A 23,288-nucleotide genomic window follows, 5' to 3' on the forward strand; every position below is an offset into this window, starting at 1 on the left:
GATAGTTTGCTTTATTTTCAATCAGTTCTTGTTAGTATTTATATAAATTAACCAATTTATGTCATGATTTGTTCATTAAACTGAGATCAGTTGTTCATCTTATCTACTTAACTTTAAGACACTCATTGCTTAAAACTTAGGTAATTTTATGTCAGAGAAAATTTCACGCCGAGAATTAATTCAAAAAAGTCTATTTGGTTTTGGGGCGCTATCTTTGCCGGTAGCTTTTACGGGTTGTAATGATGGTTCCGATGAAGAAAGTTCGGAGGCACAAGCAGATTTTTTACATGGAGTTGCGAGTGGCGACCCTTTGCAGGATAAAGTAATTTTATGGACGCGTTTAACACCGGTAGATCTTAGTGCGCGCCTTAAGGTGACTTGGGAAATTGCTACCGATGACCAGTTTAAGGTGAACTTGAAGACTGGCGTGGTTCAAGCGACTAAGACAGATGATTTCACCGTGAAAGTAGATGCAACAGGTCTACAGGCGGATACCATTTATTATTACCGTTTTCATTTTGGTAATAAAACTTCACCTGTTGGTCAAACTAAAACTTTGCCTGTAAGTACTAATAAGGTCAGCTTTGCAGTATGTTCTTGTTCTAATTATCCTGCGGGTTACTTCTACGTTTATCGTGAAATAGCAAAACAGAATGTGGATGTAGTCATTCATTTGGGAGATTACATTTATGAATATGGCTTTGATGGATACGCGACAGAAGATGCCGAAAAAATGGGCCGCACTTTGCCATCTGATAATAATAAAGAAATTATTAAATTAGATGATTATCGTAAACGTTATGCGCTATATCGTCAGGATAAAGACTTGCAGGCAGCTCATCAACGTCATCCTTTCATTGTAATTTGGGATGACCATGAGTTAGCAAATGATACTTGGCGTGATGGTGCGGAAAACCATCAAGATAATGAAGGATCTTTTTCTGATCGTAAGTTAGCTGCTTTACAGGCTTATTTCGAATGGATGCCAATTCGTCCTGTTTCTAACACAGATCATCTAAATATTTATCGTCAGTTTAATTTTGGGTCACTTGTACAGCTAACAATGCTAGATACACGCATTATTGCGCGAGATAAACAGCTTGAATATAAGGACTATATGACAGCTGTTGGTTTGAATGCGCAAAAATTTCAGGCTGATTTAACAGACTCAAAGCGTACTTTAATGGGGCATACACAAAGAGATTGGTTGGTTGATAAATTAAAGCAATCGACATCAACATGGAATGTGATTGGTCAGCAGGTCTTAATGAGTAAAATGTGGATTCCTGCTGAGTTGTTGGTCTCTCTGGGACAAATTACTTCAGGTGAAACTTCGCCAGATGCGTTAGCTAAAATGAATGCGCAAATTACAGAATTAGTCACATTGAAATTGCGATTAGAGCAGGGTGATCCAACTTTAACTATTCAAGAAAGAGCGCGACTCACAACTTTAGTTCCATATAATCTCGATGCTTGGGATGGGTACTATGCTGAGCGAGAGTTTGTGTATGATAAATTGGCAGAGTTTAATAAGAAAATTATTGTTTTGGCCGGCGATACTCATAATGCATGGACATCTTACTTGTATAGCCAAAAAGGGAAGTATGTCGGTGTTGAACTGGCGACAAGCTCGGTTTCTTCGCCGGGTCTTGAAAAGTATTTAAGTATTCCTTTGGCTCAGTTGCAAAAGTTTGAATTTGCCTTTACTACACTTATCGATGAATTGACGTATTGCAATTTAAATCAGCGGGGCTATCTGGTGGTTACACTCGATGATACGCAAGTGCAATCGGATTGGATTTTTGTGGATTCAATTAAAAATGCAGAATATAAAGTAGATTCAAGTCGACACTATCAATTAGTGTTGGATGCGAACTTAACACCTGAAAAAGATAAGCAAAAAACTGCTTAAATAGATCGAGTGGAGAGGGGTGCTAATAAGCATCCTTTTTTTTTAGACATAAAAAAACCAGCTTACGCTGGATTCTTTATTACACCATTCTCTGAACTAGAAAATGGTGCCCGGGGCCGGACTCGAACCGGCACGCTTTGTGGGCGGGGGATTTTAAATCCCCTGTGTCTACCTATTTCACCACCCGGGCTTTACCAAATTTGGAGGCGGAGGTCGGAATCGAACCGGCGTCCACGGAGTTGCAGTCCGCTGCATGACCACTCTGCCACCCCGCCTACATTTGGTGATGCACATATTAGCAACCTTTAGAAAAAAAACAATACTGTTTTGAGATAAGATGAACATAAAAGCAACATCTAGAATAAATTTGTCCAAATAATCATGTATTATTGGCACATTAAATTCATGTCTACCTTGGAGATGTGCTGTGGCATTGGTTTTAGACGGTCGTGCATTAGCAAAGCAAATTGAAGAAAATTTGTCAGTACGTGTTGAAGCTTTAAAAGCTAAAACAGGTCGTACCCCAATTTTAGCGACTATTTTGGTTGGGGATGATGGCGCATCTGCAACTTATGTACGCATGAAAGGAAATGCTTGCCGTCGAGTAGGCATGGATTCTTTAAAAATTGAGTTATCACAAGAAACTACAACAGAACAATTATTAGCTGAAATCGAAAAGCTAAATGCTAATCCAGATGTTCACGGTATTCTTCTACAACATCCAGTTCCTGCACAAATTGATGAGCGCGCATGTTTTGATGCAATCTCTTTAGCTAAAGATGTTGATGGTGTAACTTGTCTTGGTTTTGGTCGTATGGCAATGGGCGAAGCTGCATATGGTTCAGCAACTCCTGCGGGCATTATGACCATTTTAAAAGAAAACAACATTGAAATTGCTGGTAAACATGCGATTGTGGTTGGTCGTTCAGCAATTTTAGGTAAACCAATGGCAATGATGCTATTGCAAGCGAATGCAACAGTAACAATTTGCCATTCACGTACACAAAACTTACCTGAGCTTGTGAAACAAGCTGACATTATTGTTGGTGCTGTAGGTAAAGCTGAACTCATCCAAAAAGACTGGATTAAACAAGGTGCAGTAGTTGTTGATGCTGGTTTCCATCCACGCGATGGTGGTGGTGTAGGCGACATCCAGCTACAAGGTATTGAAGAAATTGCTTCTGCTTATACGCCAGTACCAGGTGGTGTTGGTCCAATGACAATTACAACTTTGATTCGTCAAACTGTAGAAGCTGCTGAAAAAGCTTTAGGTTAATTTAATTTATTTACAACGGCATCCTACCGTTTAACGCAAATGTTAGGAGCTCGTATGTTACTTTTCTTTCGGGATGAGTAGCGAAGCTACGCAAGACCAAAACGGTTGCTGTAATTAATACATTGGAATTGAACTAACGTATTTTTTAGTAACTAAACGCTATCATGTTATAAGCCGCTGTTTTAGTCTTGCTCGCAATGTGGTTAATCAAATAGTAATTATAAATTGTTGAGCTTATTTATGAGCTGCACTTTCCAACTTACCAAAGCCCCTGAACATTTACTTCAAGCCTTGCATGAAGTTATTCCTCATTGTGAGTTGATGGTACAACAGTTACCAGAAACGCCTGTTTCCTTGTGGTTGATTCCACCCGTTTTCCCAACTGATCGCTTAGATGATGAAGTTATTCGCCGTATCTGGAATGACACGCCATATTGGATTTTTTGCTGGGCATCTGGTTTAGCAATGGCGCAGTGGTTACTTGCAGAGCCACATCATGTTAAAGATAAAGTTGTTCTAGATTTTGGTGCAGGTTCGGGCGTAGTCGCAATTGCAGCTAAAATGGCTGGTGCTAAAAGAGTAATTTGTTGTGATATTGATCAAGTTAGTCTTGCTGCCTGCCGTGAAAATGCTTTGTTGAATGATGTTGAGCTGGAATATTTGGACGATTTATATAAAGCAGAGCAAGTTGATGTTTTATTGGCTGCTGATGTGTTGTATGACCAGTGCAACCGTTTCTTTTTAGATGAATTCTTGAAATTTTCGCCAGAGGTTTGGGTCGCAGATAGCCGTGTTAAAAACTTTAGTCATCCAAAATATCAAAAAATTGATGAAAGAAGTGCATCGACATGGCCAGATCTTGATGAAGCTAAAGAATTTAGAAATGTAAGTTTTTATAAGACGCTGTAAAAGAACAGCGTCTTATTTATATTATGAGCAAGTATAACGAACTACTTTTAATGTACTTGGACGTGCTTCAAGTGCTTGGCGGGTCGCATAATCTTCACCATTGTTTAAGCTTGGCGTATTCGATAAACCAAATGAGGCACGAGTTTCACCCAATTGAACGCCATAATGTTCTTGTTGAGCTGGGTTTGAAATCTCATTAATGCTTAGAACTGATAATTTATAAACTTTTTGAGCGCCTAATACATTTTGACAAGCACGTTGCAATTTACGTTCATCTAACTGCTGATTAGTGCGGCTAGCCAATGTATAAGCTAAAGTTGCCGAAGTTTTTGTTTGGTTTTCAATCTGATAGCCAGTTGAACCATTGTATTGTCGAGGGGTGGTCTGACAAGCGGTTAAAACAAACATACTGCTTAATGCCAAACATAAAATACTTCTATTCATCAGTATCATCCTTATATTCTTATCTCTAGTATCTCATAAAACACAGCGATTGTTGGGGCTTAATCACACGATTTAAGCTAACATCGGCTTGCGATATTAGCTCTTTTGTTAAAATATTAATGTTCTTTAATTTTTGAATGATGCTTAGTATCTTTCATAAAAATATAAATAATAAGTGAAATGAAGATCATAATACTCACATAAATGAAGTACCAAGATTCATGTCCAGCTTCTTTAAAACTTAAAGCAAAGAACTCTGCTGTACCGCCAAATAATGTATTGGCAATTGCGTAGGGTAAAGCTACCCCTAAAGCTCGAATATGCGCAGGAAATAGCTCTGCTTTAACCACAGCATTAATTGAAGTGTAGCCAGTCACCATCACTAGACCTCCAAAACATAACCAGAAAGCTGTCCAGTAGTTATGCGTGTTTGCGAGTGCATCAAATAAAATATATGTGAATAAAACACCCGTTATTCCGAAGAAAATCATAAGAGGTTTTCGACCGATTCGGTCTGACAAAGCACCCGCTACAGGTTGTAAGCACATGAAAATAAATAGCGCTAACGTGGTAATTTGAGTGGCCTCGGGTTTTGTAAATCCGGACGTATTTACTAAATATTTTTGTAGGTAAGTGGTATAAGTGTAAAAAGCTAAAGTTCCACCAGCTGTTAAAAATAATACTGTAAAAGCTTCTTTAGGGTAGTGTTTGAATAAAGCAAACATGCCCGATTGTGGTTGGTCTTTTTCAGCTTGGGCATTTTTAAAAGATTGTGTTTCTAATAAACCACGACGAATACGGAACACAACGATGGCAAGTAAAGCGCCAATAAAGAATGGAATACGCCATCCCCAATCATGTAACTGTTGTTCGGTTAACACCATTTGTAATATTAAAAGAACACATAGAGCTGTCAGTTGTCCTGCAATTAAGGTGACATATTGAAAGCTCGAGAAAAAACCACGTCGATTTTTTTCGGCCATTTCACTTAAATAAGTGGCACTAGCACCATATTCACCGCCTACGCTTAAGCCTTGAATTAAACGAGCGACAACTAATAAAAGAGGAGCAAATACACCAATACTTTCATAACTTGGTGTCACAGCAATAAGAAGTGAGCCTATACACATCAAAGTAACGGAAAGTGTAAGACCTGCTTTACGTCCTTTGCGGTCTGAATAGATTCCCATAATCCATGCACCAATTGGGCGCATTAAAAAACCTACAGCAAAAATTGCAGCCGCTTGAAGAAGTTGAGCTGTTTGACTTCCTTTTGGGAAAAATGCATGAGCAAAATAGAGCGTAAATGCGGCATATACGTACCAGTCGTACCATTCGACAAGGTTACCCGCGGAACCGCCCAAAATTGATTTTAGCCGGGTTTTTGTATCTAAATTAGAATGCGGAGTTGTTGCGGTAGAAGGTTGATCAACCATGAGTCGCTCCATGTTTCGCTTGGGTTGAATGCTAAAAAAGAGAAGTTTTATTCCGTTTTTACATATTATCCAGAGGAGTATTTCACTTTATTTTTTTTATGTCTGTAAAACAATGTTTATTATTTAAGCAAAGGAATAAGTTGAATATTCATGTGATTTCAAATTAGTCAATCAGCTCATTTTTATAATCTTTCTCCAATCTTTGACATACTATTTTTTCCAAGTAGTAAAAAGTGATAAAGAATGCGTAATGTTTACGCCAAGAAAACCTATATCACTTAAAAATAATGATATATTCCAAAGAAAATTTTAAATAAATACATTTAGGCATGATGTCTTGGCATTGTGGACTAGATGTGTGTGGATAATGAAAGGGACATTCAGATGTCAAATTGCCCGAAAAAATATATTGTTGCTTTTGATCAGGGAACAACAAGCTCAAGAGCAATTGTTTTAGATCATGATGCTAACGTTGTAAGTATTGCTCAAAAAGAATTTACTCAGATTTATCCGCAGCCAGGTTGGGTTGAGCATGATCCTATGGAAATTTGGGCCACACAAAGTGCTGTTTGGGTAGAAGCTCTAGCTCAAGCTGGCATCAAGAGTGAACAAGTTGCAGCAATTGGGATTACAAACCAACGGGAAACCACAATTGTATGGGATAAGAAAACAGGCAAGCCGATTTACAATGCAATTGTTTGGCAAAGCCGACAGACAACTGAAATATGTAATCAATTACAAAAAGCGGGTTGGCAAGAATATATTCGTAAAACAACAGGTTTAGTTATTGATCCTTATTTTTCTGCTACCAAAATAAAATGGATTTTGGATCATGTAGAAGGAAGCCGTGAACGTGCTGAGCAAGGGGAGTTATTGTTCGGTACGGTGGACACATGGTTAATCTGGAAATTAACCAATGGCGCAGCCCATGTCACTGATTTTACCAATGCTTCGCGAACCATGCTTTTTGATATTGAAAAGCTCGAATGGGATGAAAAACTTTTACAAGCTTTAGATATTCCTAGAGCAATGCTACCAGAGGTGCGTAGTTCATCTGAGGTGTATGGATACACACATACCATTAGCGGGCAAGAAGTGGGGATTCCAATTGCCGGTATAGCAGGGGATCAACAAGCTGCACTTTTCGGGCAAATGTGTGTAGAACCTGGACAAGCAAAAAATACCTATGGCACAGGCTGCTTTCTACTCATGAACACAGGTAAAAAGATTGTTCGTTCAGAGCATGGTTTACTGACGACGATTGCATGTGGTGCAAATGGTGAAGTGAACTATGCCTTAGAGGGTGCCGTGTTTAATGGTGGCTCTTGCGTACAGTGGCTTCGTGATGAGTTAAAGGTAATTAAGAACGCTAAAGACTCTGAGCTTTATGCAACACGTGTAAAAGACAGCAATGGTGTATATGTTGTACCTGCCTTTACAGGTTTAGGTGCTCCCTATTGGGACCCGACAGCGCGTGGGGCAATCTTTGGTCTCACTCGTGGAGCAAGTATAGAACATATTATTCGTGCAACTTTAGAGTCAATTGCTTACCAGACAAGAGACGTACTTGATGCGATGCAGCAAGATGCAGAAGAAGAGCTTCGTACACTTAGAGTCGATGGTGGAGTAACAGAAAATAATTTCTTGATGCAATTTCAAGCTGATATTTTATCAACCCCAGTAGAACGCCCAATAATGAAAGAAACTACTGCTTTAGGTGCAGCTTTTCTTGCAGGATTGGCAACGGGTTTCTGGCAAGATCTTCATGAGTTAAGAAATAAGTCTGCGATAGAAAAAGTATTTGAACCCAAAATGTCTTCTGAGCAATCTGAAGTCATTTATAAAGGTTGGCTGAAGGCAGTTAAGCGTAGTCAAAGTTGGGCTGAGGATTGATCTGTTCTTTAACTGGTTAAATTCAATAGTAGGATAATCAATTAACGGTAAATACTTGGTTATTTAAAATTGATTATTCTACTTTTTTGATTGTTGTTTCATCAATTTGATGTTTTAATTTTTATAAGATCAACAATAAAAAGAAAATGAGAAATGACAGTACAGCCTAATGATTATTCAAAAATATATGACATTGCCGTGATTGGTGGCGGTATTAATGGCGTCGGTATTGCTAATGATGCAGCAGGCCGTGGCTTATCGGTATTTTTATGTGAAAAAGATGATTTAGCTAGTCACACCTCATCTGCGAGCAGTAAATTAATTCACGGCGGTTTACGCTATTTAGAACATAAAGAATTTCGGTTGGTTAGAGAAGCTTTAGCAGAGCGTGAAGTCTTGTTGGCTAAAGCTCCGCATATTATTAAACCAATGCGTTTTATTATGCCTCATCGGCCACATTTGCGTCCTGCGTGGTTAATTCGGGCAGGCCTATTTTTTTATGATCATTTAGGAAAACGAGAAAAATTATTAGGGTCAAATCTTATTTATTTCAAAGAAGATAGTCCCCTAAAACCCGCTATAACGCGTGGCTTTGAATATTCGGACTGTACTGTAGATGATGCACGTCTTGTTGTGTTGAATGCGCTACAAGCTAAAGAGAAGGGTGCCAAAGTTGTAACGCGGACAAGATGTGTTAAGGCTTATAGACAACAAGAACTGTGGCATTTGGAACTACAAAGCGGGGCTAAGTCTTATCAAATACGAGCAAAAGCCTTAGTGAATGCAGCAGGTCCTTGGGCCGAAGAAATTATTAGTGAAAACCTACAATTAAAATCGCCATATCAAATTCGGCTGATACAAGGTAGTCATATTGTTGTGCCTAAACTCTATGATTGTCATAAAGCATTTATTATGCAAAATGAAGACCGACGCATAGTGTTTGCCATTCCTTATTTAGAAAAATACACATTAATAGGTACGACAGATCAGGAATATTTAGATGATCCACAAAAGGTAGAGATTACCGATGTGGAAATAGATTACCTTTTGACAGTCACAAATTCACATTTTAAAAAGCAGCTCACCCGTACAGATATCGTCAGTCAGTTTTCTGGAGTTCGAGCTTTATGTGATGATGAGTCAGATAATCCGTCTGCAGTTACACGTGACTATACTTTGGCATTGCAAGTTGAAGATAAAACAGCTCCCTTGCTGTCGGTATTTGGTGGAAAGATTACAACTTATCGGAAATTAGCTGAATCGGCTCTGGAGCAACTTGGCCCGTTTTTTACAGATATGGGAGAGGAGTGGACTGCAAATGAAGTATTACCTGGGGCGGAGAATTGGACCACACTTGAAGATTTAGTTATAAAGATTCAAAACCAAGTTGAAGGGATAACCGAGCAGCTTGCTACTCGCTGGGCAAATGCCTATGGCTCTAGGGTTTGGGATATTTTGCATGAGCGAAAAGCTCTTGAGCAGTTAGGGCAAGATTTTGGTCACGGTTTATTTGAATCTGAAGTTCAGTATTTATGTGAAAATGAATGGGCAAATACGGCAGAAGATATATTGTGGCGTAGAACTAAGTTAGGTTTGGCATTTGATGAAAAACAAGTAAAAAATTTGGAAAGCTATTTGACTGGACGTCGACAAAAAGATGATGCCGCATAATAAAAAAGGCCGCACAAGGCGACCTTTTTTATATTTAGCAATTAGAAGCCAGTTTTTACAGCTTCAAGTAAAGCTGCTTGACGTTCTTTTAATGCTTTTGGTAAGCGCTCACCAAGTTTATTGAATAACTCAGTGTGGCTTTCAATTTCAGTAACCCACTGATCTTTATCTTGAGCTGTGATAAGGTCAAATTCTTCTTTAGAGAATTCAGTACCTTCCCAGTTCAAGTCATCGTAAGTTGGAACAAGACCAATTGGTGTTTCAACAGCGTTTGCACGACCTTCACAACGGTCAATGATCCACTCAAGAACACGCATGTTTTGACCGAAACCAGGCCATACGAAATTGCCCTCAGCATCACGACGGAACCAGTTTACATTGAAGATTTTTGGTAATTTATTACCAGCAGCTTCAGCTTTTGTGCTTACTTCTTGACCAAGGCTTAACCAGTGATCGAAGTAGTCAGCCATGTTGTAGCCAGCAAATGGAAGCATCGCGAATGGGTCACGACGAACGATACCTTGTTGACCAACAGCAGCAGCAGTAGTTTCAGAACCCATAGTTGCAGCTTTATAAACGCCATCAACCCAATCAAAAGCTTCAGAAACTAAAGGAACCGTATCTGCACGGCGACCACCGAAGATAAATGCAGAAATCGGAACACCTGCTGGATTTTCCCAGTCAGCATCGATAGAAGGGCATTGACCAGCAGCAACAGTGAAGCGCGCATTTGGATGAGCAGCTTTTTCACCATTTACGTGAGGTTGACCTTTCCAGTTAGTTAAGTTAGTTGGAATTTCTTTAGAAAGACCTTCCCACCATACTTGACCGTCATTAGTTACCGCAACGTTTGTATAGATAACATCTTTGTGAAGAGTTGCCATACAGTTAGGGTTAGTCTTGGTATTTGTACCAGGAGCAACACCAAAGAAACCAGCTTCTGGATTGATTGCGTATAGACGACCGTCTTCACCTGGTTTGATCCAAGCAATATCGTCACCTACAGTCTCAATTTTCCAGCCTTCATAGCCTGCTGGTGGAATTAACATTGCGAAGTTTGTTTTACCACATGCAGATGGGAAGGCTGCAGCGATATAGTGTTTTTCACCTTGTGGGTTAGTCACACCAAGAATAAGCATGTGTTCAGCTAACCAACCTTGTTCGCGACCCATAACAGAAGCGATACGAAGTGCTAAACATTTTTTACCAAGTAACGCGTTACCGCCATAACCAGAACCGTAAGACCAGATTTCACGAGTTTCTGGGTAATGAACGATGTATTTTTCAGGGTTACAAGGCCATGCAACGTCTTTTTGCCCTTCAGCAAGTGGAGCACCTACGGTATGAATACAAGGAATAAATTCGCCGTCTGTACCTAGTACGTCATAAACTGCTTTACCCATACGTGCCATTTTGCGCATGCTAACAGCAACGTAAGGAGAGTCAGTTAACTCGATACCGATATGAGCAATATGGCTTCCAAGTGGACCCATAGAGAAAGGCACAACGTACATTGTACGACCTTCCATTGATCCTTCGAACAAACCATTTAACTTTTCACGCATAACAGCTGGTTCTTCCCAGTTGTTTGTCGCACCAGCATCTTCTTTCTTTTGAGAGCAAATGTAAGTACGATCTTCAACACGCGCAACATCAGATGGGTCAGAATTTGCAAGATAAGAACCAGGATGTTTTTCTTGGTTTAATTTCTGCATGGTGCCGTTAGCGATCATCAAGTCGATTAGACGTTGATACTCTTCTTCGCTTCCGTCACACCATTCGATTTTTGCTGGTTTGGTTAAGTTTGCAATTTCTTCAACCCATGCGATAAGCTTAGGATGACGAACGAATTCTGGTGCGTTCACTGTGGTCATGGTGAGGCCTATTCAAAATATGTACAACGTACAAGTCATTCATTGAGGTACAATGAAAGATCAAATAAAAAAGTGGCTGTATTAAAGCACAAAATCATAAAAAAAATAAGACTAAAGAATAAGAAATAGATATTTTGATTTTTTATTTTTTTTAATTTAAATCATATATTTATTGTTTTTTGGTGTATTTTATTCTTTACATTTTTATGTTGTATGTGTGTTATTTATATTATTTATTTTTTTTAAAATCAATAACTTGATGTTTAAATTTTTCTTGAGAATTATTATTGATTAAACAAATGATCATCATTCGAAATTTACATAAAGAGACTTTTATTAGGCGATTTTCTATACAAAATACAAGGTAAATCCTCTTTAAGATAATAAAAATGCGGACTTTAAAACCTCTCTCTATCATCTATAACCAGAAGTCGGGTTTTCATGCTTCAAAACATGAAGATATGTATGAACAATTAATGACTGCACTCACCGAATTTGGTTTTGAAATACAAGTTTTTGAATTAGCGGAAGATGTTTCATTTGATGATTTAATGAATCAAGTGATTCATCGGCATAGTCAAAAAGCAAATTTAGGTGTTGTTGTGGCAGCAGGTGGAGACGGGACGTTAAATGCAGTAGCATCAAAACTTCGTCATACCAATATTCCTATGGGAATTTTACCTTTGGGAACTTTTAACTACGTCGCTAAAGTTTTAGATATTCCTTTAGATTTGTTAGAGGCGGCTGAAGTCATTGCTACAGGAACACCCCGTTCTGTACATATTGCGACTATTAACGATCATATTTACTTAAATAATGCGAGCCTAGGCCTTTATCCATTGTTTATAAAAAAACGTGAGCTCTACAATAAATACTTAGGACGTTTGCCTTTACATGCGTATACCTCAGCTTTGGATGTTTTATTAAGAGAAAATAAATCTATGAAGCTCTCCGTCACAGTTGATGGAAAAAAATATCCAGTCAAAACCCCACTAATTTTCTTTGGTAATAATCAACTGCAACTTTGTGATATGAAATTAAGAATTGCTGATTGTGCTGCACAAGGGAGAGTCGCTGGAGTAGTCATTACAAAAAGTGATAGGCTTAGTTTATTACATATGCTTTGGCAATGGATTCAAGGAAAGGTTGAAGAGACAAAAGATGTTTATAGTTTTTGTGCTGATCATGTCATTGTTGAATGTGCAAAAAAATCAAAACTTACTGTAGCTTTAGATGGTGAAATTTTAGAGATGAAAACACCATTAAATTTCACTGTAGAAAAGAATGCTTTAAATATTATGGTGCCCAATGTTATTACATCTGTCTGATTTGCATTTTGGAACAGAAATTGAGGCCTGTTTAGATGCAATTCGGCTTTTTTGTACCGAACATAAACCTGAAGTTATTGTTGTGAGTGGAGATATCACTCAGCGAGCCAGATATCAACAGTTTTATAATTGTCGTCAGTTTTTAGATAGTCTTAATATTCCTTATCTTGTTGTGCCTGGTAATCACGATATTCCGTTGTACCATGTCTGGAACCGTTTTTTCTCACCATTTACTCGCTATCAATATTTTTTTGGCCAGCTTGAGCCAACTTTAGAAACTGAACATTTCTATATTGTTGGCGTAAACAGTATACGCCGCCGTTATCATACTCGTGGACATATTTCGATTGAGCAAATTCAAACTACATATGAGCGATTACAGCAAGGGCCAGAGAATAAAATCAAATTAGTTGTTTTTCATCAGCCTTTTTATACCCCACCTGATGATGAGCATGGTATTAAAGATTGTCCTGTATTAGGGAAAATGGCTCTCGAAAAATGGAGTAAGACAGGACTATTTGGTATGTTACATGGGCATCTTCATAAAATAGCCGTATATGATTTAACGCAAATTTATCAATTAGAAATAGATCATCCTATTTATGATATTCATGCAGGAACAGCGACATCTAGCCGTTTGCATTATCATGTTCCAAATAGTTTTAATGTCATTTCAAATGAAGGAAGAATTAATCATTATTGGTTTAATTATGATTTAAAGATTTTTCAATTAATTTAATTTATAAAAATTCTATAAGACATTTAACTTAAGAGTAGATTGATAAAATTTTATCCATTACAATGCCTAAGCTTTAAATTCTATATATGGGGAATAGGAAAACATTCTTAATGTTTTATCATTTTAAAAATAATATTAATGGATACATAAAAATTTTTAACTATATAAAAAGCCATGTTTTTAACTAGCTATAATAAGGGTTTTAGTCTTTTGTGAAATTTAATAATATTTTATAAAATGAGTATCTATTGACTTAATATTTTAGAAAAACTTAATAATATTTAAAATTTCATGGTGGATAAATGGTACAAGTATCATTAATGGCAAATAATGCTTCAAAAAATAATACAGTTGATATTGATGTAGGCCAGACAAAAACTATTGTAGTAGATCCTAAAGAAATCGCAAAGATCGATATAAGCCCAGAAAAAATTGCCTCAATAACAAGAGAAGGAAATAATGCAATTATTCATCTAAAAGATGGAACTGAAATTATTTTAGAAAACTATTTTATTAGCGAAAATCCGCAAATTCTTTTAAATGATGGGCAGAGTTATTGGACTGCCAGTTTAGGTGAAGATGCTACTGGACAGACTACTGTTAATTATTTAGAAGTAAAAGATGCACCAGAACTTATAGACTCTTCATCTTCTGTACCTCTCTGGACTGGGGTGGTCAGTGCTTTAGCAGGCGCAGGAACAATTGCTTTATTGTCAAGGAAAGATCCTAAAGACACGACGCCTCCTGAGCCAGGTCATTTGATTCTCAAAAATCTTTTAGACTCAGGCGCCTCAACAACCGACCAGATCACTCAAGATAAAAACTTCACTTTAAAGATTGAGGGACAGGAAAGTGGAAGTCGAGTAACGTATTTGGTCTCTACCGATGATGGTAAGACGTGGCAAGAAACAACAGTAACTCAAAAAGATTTAGTAGATGGAAGTTATCTTTACAAAGCTGTAGTAACAGACCGAGCTGGAAATACATCGGAAACCGCTATACAAAAAGTGGTTGTGGATACCACAGCACCACAAGCAGGTGAACTGACTTTATCTGATTTGACTGATACAGGCGTCTCAGCAACGGATCAGATTACGCAAGATCAAACTTTTGATTTAAAGATTAGTGGACAAGAAGTAAATAGCCAAATTACTTACTGGATATCGAAAGATGATGGTAAGACGTGGGAGGAAACAACAGCTGAACAAAAAGATTTAGCTGATGGAAGTTATCTTTACAAAGCTGTAGTAACAGACGTTGCAGGTAATACCTCAGAAACTGCTATACAAAAAGTGGTTGTGGATACCATAGCACCGCAAGCAGGTGAACTGACTTTATCTGATTTGAGCGATACAGGTGTTTCAGCAACGGATCGACTTACGCAAGATAATAATTTTACTTTGAAGTTAACTCAACCAATTGTGATCGGTGAACAAGCTGCTTTACTAGACCACTATGAAATTTCGAAAGATGAAGGAAAAACTTGGCAGGAAACAACAGCTGAACAAAAAGATTTAGCTGATGGTATTTATCTCTATAAAGCCGTAGTAACGGATCTTGCTGGCAATACCTCAGAAACCGCTGTACAAAAAGTGATTGTAGATAATTCTTTAAATGTTGAAGAAATTGCAGTAACTGTAAAGCCGATTACTGAAGACAATACAATAAGCCTAGTTGAAAAAGATCAAGTTATTTCTATAAGACTGGACGTAGATAATCTACCAACAGATTTAAATAGCTCACTGACTTCAATAAATACGACATTAAATGATGTTGTTTATAACTTTCATTTTGATGAGCTAACTCAAGAATGGGTTGCTGAAATTCCAGCAGAGTTCTTGTGGTCAGAAGAATCGCAAACCAATATATCAATTAATATTAGCCTTACTGATCAAGCTGGCAATACAGCGATTATTAAACAGATTCAAAATTATAATGTAGATCATACTCCGAATTCACCAACACTAGATTCACTAACCTTTAATAATATAGATGGAGCTATCATTTCGGGTAGCGCATATAAAGGAAGTAAAGTCGATATCTACAATAAAAATGGAGATTGGCTTGCAAGTACAATAGCCAATGAAGAGGGTAACTTCACCTTACAAAATCTTTCAATTAGCTCAAATAATGAAGTTTATGCAGTTGCTACTTATAATGGATACAGCAGCGAAAACTCATCAATTGGACTAGTTACTGAAGTTCCAGCTCTTAGTATTTTACGAATTAGTCCAGAAGGCGTGATCACTGGTTATGCGACTGAAGGCAGTCATTTTATTGTAAAAGATCAGAATGGAAATATTCTACAAGAGTTTAACTCTATTGCATTTGAGGGCTCAGGTATTACACCTTTTAGTGTAATGGAATTAGGTGAAGTTAGACCATTTACTTTGTCCCTCGACCAACCTTTGGAGGAAGGTACTCAAATTATTATCTCTACCGATAAAGATAATGTTTCAGGCCATCCACAATATATTACCGCAGACTATACGCCCGCAGTATTTTTAGAAACGCCACAATTTGATATCAGTGGTGAAACCTTATCAGTACATGTCAATGAACCTAACAGCCTTATTCTTGTGTTTTCCGGAACAGGAAATCTAATCGCTAACGGTGTTACAGATGAACAAGGCTTTGCAAGTTTACCTGTGTTCCAATTTTTAAAAGAAGGTGAGTCGGTTACCGTACAAGTAGTAGATAAAAATCAAAATACGAGTGAAGCCCTAATCGAAGTTCCAAACTTTGCTTATATTCCACATGTTGAACGTATTACACAAGAAGGCTTAATTTCTGGGTTTGCTGAAGATAATAGTACGGTAATTGTGCGTGATGCTGACGGTAATGAATTAGGAAAGGTTACATTAGGTGATGACAATAGTTGGAATGAATTTAGTCATTTTAGCTTGAGTGTAAACCGACTTTTAATTGATGGAGAGCAAATTTCCGTTCAAATTATTGATAATAAAGGTCTGATGAGCCCTGAGCAGAATATTGTTGTAGATCTGACTCCTCCACCTGTTCCAACAGATTTAAATTTTAATGATGCTGGCGATTTAGTTTATGGTCATGCAGAACCTTTCTCTGAAATTTTAGTTAAAGATGGACAAGGAAACATTCTTAATAAATGGTTTTGGAATAACTGGACCGACGAGAGTGGAAGTTTCTCGATAGAATTAGGTATGTTTTTAACCAATGCTGAGACAGTTTATGTTACGGCTACAGATGTAAATGGAAATGTAAGTTTAGCTGCTCAGATACAGGCGCCTAACTATGCTTTTGCCCCATATGTAGATAGCTTTACTTCGGATGGAGTGATAAGTGGGCAAGCTGAAAATAATAGTACTCTCATTGTTAAAGATACCAAAGGTGAAGTCGTAGCTGAAATTAAAGTCGGTGAAGATAACGGCTGGAATGGATCAACTTATTTTAAACTCCAGCTTGACCGCCCTCTTGTTGATGGTGAGCAGTTGTTCTTATCAATTAAGGATGCTCGTGGACAAATAAGCACCGATACTGTAATTACTGCTGATACAGTTCCTCCTACACCAGCCAGTAATTTAGTTTTCTCAGAAGATGGTTCATATCTTACGGGTGTAGCAGAACTGAATACTACAATTCAGGTTTTTGATCATAATGGTCAGCCATTGAATATATGGAATAATACCGTCAACTCGGACGGTACATTTACTGTTTTCTTAGGTAGCAACAATTTACATGGAGAGGCATTCACGGTCACTGTTAAAGACCAAGCTGGAAATGTGAGTGAAGCTGTTTCAATTAAAGCTCCACTTGATGATATTGCACCGGATCCAATTAAAAATATTTTACTTGATGCAAACGGTCAAAACTTTACAGCACAAGCAGAAGCAAATAGTCAGATTGAAGTTTTTGATTCATTAGGTAATCAGACGGGTTGGGGCTCTACAGATAGTGCTGGTAATGTCTCAGGCTTTTTCAATCAAATCTATTTACATGGTGAAGAGCTTACTTTTGTTGTCATAGATCGAGTTGGTAACCGCAGTATCGAATTTAAGCAAAATGCTTTAATTGATACAATTGCACCAAATCCGATTGAAAATATCATCTTCAACGAAGATGGCCAAAGCTTTATAGCTCAGGCAGAAGCAGGAAGCTCTATTGAAGTATTAGATCAGGCTGGAAATAAGATTGGTTTTGGGTATACCGATAACTCAGGTAATGTATCTGGTTATTTTCAGCAAGTTTACTTACATGGTGAGGAACTCACTTTTGTCGTGATTGATCGAGCTGGTAACCGCAGTGCAGAGGTCAAGCAGAGTGCTCTGAATGACGATGCTGCACCAAATCCCATTGAAAATATTGTATTAGATATCAATGGACAGAGCTTTACAGCTCAGGCTGAAGCAAATAGCCAGATTGAAATTAAAAATACCAATGGTGACATTATTGGTTATGGATCAGCAGATAGCACAGGCAATGTTTCTGGTTACTTGTATCAGGTCTATTTACATGGCGAAGAGCTTACTTTTGTTGTCGTTGACCGAGCGGGTAACCGTAGTACAGAAGTTAAGCAGAATGCTTTGATTGATGATATTGCACCAAATCCGATTGAAAATATTGTATTCGACTCAAACGGTCAAAACTTTACGGCGCAAGCAGAAGCAAACACTCAAATTGAAGTCAAAAATGCTGCGGGTGAGGTCATAGGTTCAGGTTATGTAGATGGCGCTGGGAATGTGTCAGGTTATTTATATCAAGTCTATTTACATGGAGAAGAACTCACTTTTATTGTCGTTGACCGAGCTGGTAACCGCAGTGCAGAGATCAAGCAAAACGCTTTAACTGATGATATTGCACCAAATCCGATTGAAAATATTGTACTTGATGCGAACGGACAGAACTTTACAGCTCAGGCAGAAGCAAACACTCAAATTGAAGTCAAAAATGCTGCTGGTGAAGTCATAGGATCTGGTTCAACCGATAGCATGGGCAATGTTTCAGGTTATTTATATCAGGTTCATTTACATGGAGAAGAACTCACTTTTGTTGTAGTTGACAAAGCGGGGAACCATAGTACAGAGGTCAAGCAGAATGCCTTGATTGATGACATTGCTCCGAACGCCATTGAAAACATTATCTTTAATGAAAATGGTCAAAACTTTACAGCGCAAACAGAAGCAAATAGCAAAGTTGAAGTTAAAAATGCTGTGGGTGAGGTTGTAGGTATCGGTTATGTAGATAGTGCTGGTAACGTCTCGGGTTACTTGAATCAAGTTTATTTAAAAGGTGAGGAACTCACTTTTGTTGTGATTGATCAAGCCGGTAATCGCAGCGTTGAAGTAAAACAAACAGCCTTTCTCGATAATACGACACCAGAAAATGCGACTAATTTAGTATTTAGCGAAGATGGTTCATATCTAACTGGTATGGCTGAGCCAAATGCTACGATTCAGATATTTGATCAGAATGGTCAATTGGTAAATCAGTGGAATAATAATGTTAATTGGGATGGAACATTTAACATCTCTTTATACAGTAACTACTTGCATGGCGAAGAGTTAAAGGTAGTTGTAGTAGATCGGGCTGGTAATTTGAGTGGTGGGGTTACTGTAAAAGCACCGCTTGATGATATTGCTCCTGTGGCTGCAAGTAATCTCACGTTTAGTGAAGATGGTTCATCCCTTTCTGGTGTAGCTGAGCCAAATACCTTCATCCAGATTTTTGATCAGAATGGTCAACAGGTGAATACGTGGAGTCAGAGTGTAAATGCTGATGGTACATTCACTATTTTCTTGGGTAGCTCTAATTTACATGGTGAAGAATTCACAGTTATTGTTAAAGATCGAGCTGGAAATGTGAGTGATGTTGTTTCAGTTAAGGCTCCATTTGATGATATTGCGCCAAATCCGATTAAAAATATTGTACTTGATCCGAACGGTCAAAACTTTATAGCGCAGGCAGAAGCAAATAGTAATATAGAAGTCAGAAATGCTGAGGGTGCGTTAATAGGTCATGGTTCTACAGATAACGCAGGTAATGTGACAGGTTACTTCTACCAAGTTTATTTACATGGAGAAGAATTAACTTTCGTTGTCATAGATCGAATGGGCAATCAAAGTGTCGAACTTAAGTTCAATGCTTTGGTGGATACCATTACGCCAGATCCAATTGAAAACATTATCTTTGATGAAAATGGGCAAAATTTTACGGCACAAGCAGAAGCCAATAGTTTTATTGGTGTCAAAAATGCTGCGGGTGAGTTTGTCGGTTATGGTTATGTCGATAGCACTGGTAATGTGACAGGCTATTTCAATCAGGTTTATTTAAAAGGTGAGGAACTCACTTTTATCGTTATAGATAAAGCAGGTAATCAAAGTGTTGAATTTAAGCAAAATGCTTTGATTGATGATATTGCACCAAATCCGATTGAGAATATTGTGCTCGACTCACACGGTCAAAACTTTACAGCGCAAGCAGAAGCAGATAGTCGAATCGAAGTTAAAAATACTGTTGGTGAGGTTGTAGGATCTGGTTCAACTGATAGCATGGGTAATGTTTCTGGTTACTTATATCAGGTCTATTTACATGGCGAAGAGCTCACTTTTGTTGTCGTTGACCGGGCTGGTAATCGTAGTGCTGAAGTCAAGCAGAATGCTTTGATTGATGATATAGCACCAAATCCGATTGAGAATATTGTGCTCGACTCACACGGTCAAAACTTTACGGCGCAAGCAGAAGTAAATACTCGGATTGAAGTCAAAAATGCTGCGGGTGAGGTGATAGGTTCTGGTTATGTAGATGATACTGGTAATGTGTCAGGTTATTTTAATCAAGTCTATTTACATGGAGAGGAATTAACTTTCATCGTTGTAGATATAGCAGGTAACCGAAGTATTGAGGTTAAACAAAATGCTTTAATTGATGATGTCGCACCGCCAGCTGCTGCAAATATTACATTAGCCTCAAACGGATTGCTTTTTGGTGAGGCTGAACCAAATACAACTGTTGAAATTATTGATCAATATGGTGCAGTTATCACAACAATGTATGTTGGATATGATGGAAAATTTTATCAATGGATCAATCTGAGTCAATATCAGACACAAAATTTGAGTATTGTTGTCAAAGATATTGCTGGCAACCGAAGTGAAGTTGCTCATCAGTTAGTACCTGTATTTACGAACTCACCAATTGCTGCAACAGAGCTAAAATTGGATGTTGATGGCCATATTCTTACAGGTAAGGCGACAGTAGGAATGACGATTGTTGTTACATCCGCGGATGGTCAAAGCATTAATTGGGGGTGGAACAGTGTCGTGAACGAAGATGGTAGTTTTGCTATTGAGTTAAATGACTATTATCTAAAGGGACAGATATTACAAGTTCGAGTTTATGACCAGAATACCAATCAATATAGCCCAATCTCTGAAATTATTGCGCCTTTAGACAATATTGCTCCAGTGATTGACGATGTGGTGATTAACAATGATGGTCAGGGAATTTCAGGTCACACTGATTCAAAAGCAATCATTCAGGTAATGGATGCGGATGGGAATTTACGAGCAGAATCTCAATCGGATGAATTAGGATATTTCAATGCTAATATTTATCTACCTATATTACGTGGAGAGCAATTATTTATCACGGTAATAGATTTAGCCAAAAATATAAGTACACCATTGAATATTACTTTTAATGCAGATACTAATGCACCTCCATCAGCAGAGCATGTTGTTGTTTCTGAAAATGGTTTGTTTATTGAGGGAACTGCTGTAGTAAGTAGTTATGTACATGTTTTTAACGTATCTACTAATTATATTGGTGGTGGTTCTGTAGATGAAACAGGACACTTTAATATCCAGTTGTACTCACCTCAGGTGAGTGGACAGACCTTACGCATTGTTGTGGAACAAAATGGCTATCTAAGCACTTACACCGAAATTACCGCACCTATAGACATCGTCGCACCAAATGCAGCAACTCAGCTTGTCTTAGAAGATGGAAATGTACTTTCGGGACAAGCGGAAGCATATTCAACTGTTAATATTTTTGATGATAATAATTTAGTTGGTCAAACTACTGTCAAAAATGATGGAAGTTTCACAACATACTTATGGTCACAATATTGGCATGGTGAAACATTGACGGTAAAAGTAGTTGATGCCAATCAAAATGAGAGTGAGAGTACAACGGTTGTTGCTATAAATGATACAACAGCACCGAATGTAGCCACACAGCTTGCTATGAAGGGATGGGACGAGCTCACGGGGCATGCAGAAAGTAAGGCTACTCTTGAAGTTACATATCATTTTGCTGATCAAGAACCTTTTGTAACAAATACTATGGTCATGGCAGATGGAACTTTCTCTACTTATATGTATGAGAATGCGACATCATTTGATATTACTGTTATTGATCGTGCAGGAAATCGTAGTGAAACTATCAGTAAAGCGATTAGCGACTTACATACGATCACGGTTGATCAGTTTATAGGTGATGCTACAGATAATATTTATATAGTTGATCATATAAGTGATTTTGTTCAAGAATATATTGTTGAGCCGTATGAAATATATAAAGATGTCTGGATTGATAATAGTTATACCCATGCAGAATGGGTCACTGAAGGTCATTATGAACAGATATGGCTTGTTGATGGATATTATGAACAACAATTAATAACAGATGGATTTTATGAAACGCAATGGATCACAAGTGGTTATTCAACTATACAAAAAATATATATAAATCAGGGCAATATAACTTATATAGATAATGGAACATCAGAGAGCGACTATAGTCGATATGTAGAACAACATTATGATGCTGTAAATAAGCAATGGCAAGAAGGCTATGAACTGACTTATATCCGCTCAGAGGAAGGTTGGGTTGATACTAGTCATTTTGAAGATGTTTATATTGAATTCAGCCATTATCAAGATGTTTATATTGATACAAGTCGTTATGAAGATATTTGGGTAGATACTAGCCATTATCAAGATGTTTTCGTAGAAAGCGGTTACTGGGAAAGTCAACTTGTTGAATCTGGCTATCGAGATGTTGATTTTGATGGACACGATAAAATAATTAGCTCTGTGAGTTATAGTTTGGTTGGATATTCTGATTGGTCGACAGGTTTAGAAAGTGGTCGTTATGTTGAAGACTTGGAGTTAGTTGGCTCTGCTCATCTAAATGCAACAGGCAATGCTTTAGATAATCTTTTAACAGGTAACTCTGGGAATAACATTTTGAATGGACGTGAAGGTAACGATACCTATATGACTAATGACGGTGCTGATACTATTTTGTTCCAATTGCTAAATAGCCAAGATGCGACAGGAGGAAATGGACATGACACAGTGTTAGATTTTACTTTAGGTGATGTAAGAACTGACCTCCAAGCTGACAAAATTGATTTAAGTGAACTATTAATTGACTATTCTAAAGATGTAAGCACATTAGCGAAATTTATTACTGTAGAGCAAGATGCTGGAAACACGACTATTAGTCTTGACCGAGATGGAGAAGGTACAATGTTTAGTAGTGTGTCATTGATAACTTTAAATCAGGTAAATACAACATTAGATGAATTGTTAAATAACCAGCAACTCTTTGTTTAACATTAAAATTTATCTTTATAAAAGAGGCTGTGAAAATAGCCTCTTTTATTTTGTGCTTTAAATTTAATAAAAACTCTTCACAACCTGTTAAAAAATGACCAAAAAAGATAAGTTTTTTTTCATTTTCCCCTTGAAGCCTTTTTTTTCATCCCCACAAAAGTGACATCTAAATATTTTGTTATTGCTCTGGATTAAAGCAATAACGAT

At 37.6% G+C, this 23,288-nt stretch carries 11 protein-coding genes and 2 tRNA genes; 8 read left to right on the plus strand and 5 right to left on the minus strand.

Features of this window, described 5'->3' with window-relative positions; all coding sequences use genetic code 11:
- Positions 1–148: 148 nt before the first annotated feature.
- The gene (locus K6I41_RS04055) at positions 149–1,912 is read left to right on the plus strand and encodes an alkaline phosphatase D family protein (protein WP_250375244.1); all 1,764 of its coding nucleotides are present in this window, start codon (positions 149–151) and stop codon (positions 1,910–1,912) included.
- 104 nt (positions 1,913–2,016) lie between these two features.
- Here the strand turns inward: K6I41_RS04055 and K6I41_RS04060 are convergent.
- Positions 2,017–2,102, minus strand: a tRNA-Leu gene (locus K6I41_RS04060).
- Positions 2,103–2,113: 11 nt separating this feature from the next.
- Positions 2,114–2,187, minus strand: a tRNA-Cys gene (locus tag K6I41_RS04065).
- 152 nt (positions 2,188–2,339) lie between these two features.
- Here K6I41_RS04065 and folD point away from each other — a divergent pair.
- Together folD and K6I41_RS04075 are read left to right on the plus strand one after the other, a co-directional pair.
- The gene (gene folD / locus K6I41_RS04070; protein ID WP_013196999.1) at positions 2,340–3,188 is read left to right on the plus strand and encodes a bifunctional methylenetetrahydrofolate dehydrogenase/methenyltetrahydrofolate cyclohydrolase FolD; all 849 of its coding nucleotides are present in this window, start codon (positions 2,340–2,342) and stop codon (positions 3,186–3,188) included.
- A 240-nt stretch (positions 3,189–3,428) separates the two neighbouring features.
- Positions 3,429–4,097, plus strand: coding sequence for a class I SAM-dependent methyltransferase (locus K6I41_RS04075; RefSeq protein WP_250375245.1), 669 nt, complete (start codon positions 3,429–3,431; stop codon positions 4,095–4,097).
- 21 nt (positions 4,098–4,118) lie between these two features.
- Here K6I41_RS04075 and K6I41_RS04080 read toward each other — a convergent pair whose 3' ends face one another.
- A complete protein-coding gene (locus K6I41_RS04080; protein WP_005307920.1) occupies positions 4,119–4,541 on the minus strand; it encodes a hypothetical protein in 423 nt (140 codons plus the stop codon).
- Positions 4,542–4,657: 116 nt separating this feature from the next.
- Positions 4,658–5,989, minus strand: coding sequence for an MFS transporter (locus K6I41_RS04085; protein ID WP_151768202.1), 1,332 nt, complete (start codon positions 5,987–5,989; stop codon positions 4,658–4,660).
- A 372-nt stretch (positions 5,990–6,361) separates the two neighbouring features.
- On the opposite strand from K6I41_RS04085, the gene glpK reads away from it, so the two are divergent.
- Together glpK and glpD are read left to right on the plus strand one after the other, a co-directional pair.
- A complete protein-coding gene (gene glpK, locus K6I41_RS04090) occupies positions 6,362–7,870 on the plus strand; it encodes a glycerol kinase GlpK (protein ID WP_250375246.1) in 1,509 nt (502 codons plus the stop codon).
- A 153-nt stretch (positions 7,871–8,023) separates the two neighbouring features.
- Complete coding sequence (gene glpD / locus K6I41_RS04095) at positions 8,024–9,541, plus strand: glycerol-3-phosphate dehydrogenase (RefSeq protein ID WP_250375247.1); 1,518 nt, start codon at positions 8,024–8,026, stop codon at positions 9,539–9,541.
- A gap of 41 nt (positions 9,542–9,582) precedes the next feature.
- On the opposite strand, the gene K6I41_RS04100 is transcribed toward glpD, so the two are convergent.
- A complete protein-coding gene (locus K6I41_RS04100) occupies positions 9,583–11,415 on the minus strand; it encodes a phosphoenolpyruvate carboxykinase (GTP) (RefSeq protein WP_005307903.1) in 1,833 nt (610 codons plus the stop codon).
- 389 nt (positions 11,416–11,804) lie between these two features.
- On the opposite strand from K6I41_RS04100, the gene K6I41_RS04105 reads away from it, so the two are divergent.
- The 3 genes from K6I41_RS04105 (at position 11,805) to K6I41_RS04115 (ending at position 23,081) form a co-directional block, all read left to right on the plus strand.
- A complete protein-coding gene (locus tag K6I41_RS04105) occupies positions 11,805–12,743 on the plus strand; it encodes a diacylglycerol/lipid kinase family protein (RefSeq protein WP_151768408.1) in 939 nt (312 codons plus the stop codon).
- On the plus strand, positions 12,724–13,482 hold the full coding sequence (locus K6I41_RS04110) for a metallophosphoesterase family protein (protein WP_250375248.1): 759 nt from the start codon (positions 12,724–12,726) through the stop codon (positions 13,480–13,482). The genes K6I41_RS04105 and K6I41_RS04110 overlap by 20 nt, the downstream gene beginning before the upstream one ends.
- A gap of 302 nt (positions 13,483–13,784) precedes the next feature.
- Complete coding sequence (locus K6I41_RS04115) at positions 13,785–23,081, plus strand: Ig-like domain-containing protein (protein WP_250375249.1); 9,297 nt, start codon at positions 13,785–13,787, stop codon at positions 23,079–23,081.
- Positions 23,082–23,288 lie beyond the last annotated feature (207 nt).

The organism is Acinetobacter sp. AS23 (assembly GCF_023612055.1).
Taxonomy (GTDB): domain Bacteria; phylum Pseudomonadota; class Gammaproteobacteria; order Pseudomonadales; family Moraxellaceae; genus Acinetobacter; species Acinetobacter oleivorans.